A 2,240-nucleotide genomic window follows, 5' to 3' on the forward strand; every position below is an offset into this window, starting at 1 on the left:
CCCGTGGCCTGTCGTGCGCCCGGCGGGCCCGGGACCGGCCCGCCGGGACGGCCCCCCTGTGTCCGGGACGGTTTCCCCCATGTGACGTAATCCTTACGCCGGCACCGGAAGGGCTGACGCGGAGACGTTCGCGGTGTGGACTCCTGAGCGACCGCATTGTCGATCTCGCGATGGAGCGAGCATGAGACGGACGCACGCCGTGGTCGCCGCGGCCACGGGCCTGGCCGCCGCCTTCCTCGGCGTTCCCACCGCCGCGAGGGTGCAGCTGTGGGACTGCAACGGCTCCCTGGGCCGGAGCTGGAAGAGCACGCCCGAGGGCACCCTGGTGAACCCGAACTCGGGCAGGTGCCTGAACGCGGCCGACGGGGGGACCGCCAACGGCACCAAGGTGCAGATCCACACGTGCAACGGCACCGCCGCCCAGGCCTGGAAGCAGTTCACCCCCGCCTGACCGGAGGCCGGGGAAACGGAGCGAGGCTCGCCCTCGGTACGAGCGGCGAGCCTCTTGCGTGGTGGACCGGGTGCGGTCAGCGCCTGCCGACGAACTTCCAGGCGGTCGGCAGCACTCCCATGGCCAGGGCCGCCTTCAGGGCGTCACCGATGAGGAAGGGGGTGAGGCCGGCCGCGACCGCGGCGGAGGCGGACATGCCGGTGGACAGGGCCAGGTAGGGCACGCCGACGGCGTAGATGACCGCCGAGCCGAGCAGCATGGTGCCCGCCGTCCGCCAGACGGAGCGGTCGGCACCGCGGCGGGCCAGGGCGCCCACGGCGGCGGCGGCCAGCAGCATGCCGAGGATGTAGCCGAAGGACGGGGCGATCCCGTGGGAGCCGTTCGCGAACCACGGCACCCCGGCGAGGCCCGCCAGCGCGTACACCGCGAGGGCGGCGAATCCGCGGCCCGCGCCGAGGGCGGTGCCGACGAGCAGCGCGGCGAAGGTCTGGCCGGTCACCGGCACCGGCGAGCCGGGGACGGGCACGGCGATCTGGGCGGCGAGGCCGGTGAGGGCGGCACCGCCGAGCACGAGCGCGACGTCGCGGACGCGGGAGGCCGGAAGCAGGTCGGCGAGGACCAGGCCGGCGCGGGTGGAGGGGACGGCAGCGGTGCTCATGGGGACTCCGCGAGGGTGAGGGCAGTCGAGGACACGGCGACGCTATACCGGCATCCCCGCACCGATCACCGTCAGCGCTCGACAAAGGGATGAACGCGGGCTTGGTGGGCTTCGGACAAAGGAGAGAGGTGACCACCGGTACGGCGTGACACCGATCACTGAGGTGAAGTGGTTTCGCCTACAGGGTTCGTTGGGAAGGCGGCTGTGGAGTCCCGCCAAACGGACCGTCCGCCTCACGAGCGGAGGACCGGACGACCGCCAGGTAACCGGGTGGTCACCCTCCGCACGGTGTGCGTCCGCATTCCGGGCAGCCTCTTCGCGTGAGCGGACGGGTCGCCCAGACTGGGTGCGTTTTGGCCCCCACAGTGAACGAGCCGCGCCCATGCCCAGCACCTCCGTCGAGACGCCCTCCACGGCGGACGACACCTCCCTCTCGCACGGCCTGAAGCAGCGCCACCTGTCGATGATCGCCCTCGGCGGGGTCATCGGCGCCGGCCTGTTCGTGGGGTCCGGCGCGGGGATCGCCGCCGCCGGGCCCTCGATCGTCCTCGCCTACACCCTCTCCGGTCTCCTGGTGATGCTGGTGATGCGGATGCTGGGCGAGATGTCGGCCGCGTACCCCTCGTCGGGATCCTTCTCCGCGCACGCCGAGCGGGCGATCGGCCCCTGGGCGGGCTTCACCGCCGGCTGGTCGTTCTGGGTGCTGCTGTGCACGGCGGTCGGCCTGGAGGCCATCGGCGCCGCGAAGATCGTCACCGGCTGGCTGCCGGGCACGCCCGAGTGGGCGTGGGTGGCGCTGTTCATGCTGGTGTTCTGCGGGACGAACCTCGCGGCGGTGAAGAACTTCGGCGAGTTCGAGTTCTGGTTCGCGGCCCTGAAGGTCGGCGCGATCACCCTGTTCCTCGGCCTCGGCGTGCTGGCCGTCGCGGGCGTGCTGCCCGGCACGGACTCCCCGGGCGCCTCCCACCTCACCGACTTCCTCCCCAACGGCGGCGAGGGTCTGGTGATCGGCCTGCTCGCGTCCGTCTTCGCGTACGGCGGCCTGGAGACGGTGACCATCGCGGCGGCCGAGTCGGAGAACCCGGTCAAGGGCGTGGCGAGCGCGGTCCGTACGGCGATGTGGCGGATCGC

At 72.5% G+C, this 2,240-nt stretch carries 3 protein-coding genes; 2 read left to right on the forward strand and 1 reads right to left on the reverse strand.

Annotated features, from left to right (window positions below):
* The first annotated feature begins 181 nt into the window (after positions 1-181).
* Positions 182-451 carry an RICIN domain-containing protein gene (locus RIM90_RS30090; RefSeq protein WP_309063905.1) on the forward strand — a complete coding sequence of 90 codons (270 nt, stop codon included), beginning with the start codon at positions 182-184 and terminating at the stop codon, positions 449-451.
* Positions 452-527: 76 nt separating this feature from the next.
* Here RIM90_RS30090 and RIM90_RS30095 read toward each other — a convergent pair whose 3' ends face one another.
* Positions 528-1,109: a biotin transporter BioY gene (locus tag RIM90_RS30095; protein WP_309063906.1), complete on the reverse strand. Its 582-nt coding sequence runs from the start codon at positions 1,107-1,109 to the stop codon at positions 528-530.
* Between the two features lie 382 nt (positions 1,110-1,491).
* Here RIM90_RS30095 and RIM90_RS30100 point away from each other — a divergent pair.
* On the forward strand, positions 1,492-2,240 hold a 749-nt coding region (locus RIM90_RS30100), incomplete at its 3' end, for an amino acid permease (protein WP_309063907.1).

This window comes from Streptomyces sp. (assembly GCF_031181555.1).
GTDB lineage: Bacteria > Actinomycetota > Actinomycetes > Streptomycetales > Streptomycetaceae > Streptomyces > Streptomyces fimbriatus.

What these genes read in the sequence shown, in the direction of transcription:
- RIM90_RS30090 (WP_309063905.1), top strand. Translation starts at nt 182, where the DNA reads ATGAGACGGACGCACGCCGTGGTCGCCGCGGCCACGGGCCTGGCCGCC.
- RIM90_RS30095 (WP_309063906.1), bottom strand. Translation starts at nt 1,109, where the DNA reads ATGAGCACCGCTGCCGTCCCCTCCACCCGCGCCGGCCTGGTCCTCGCC.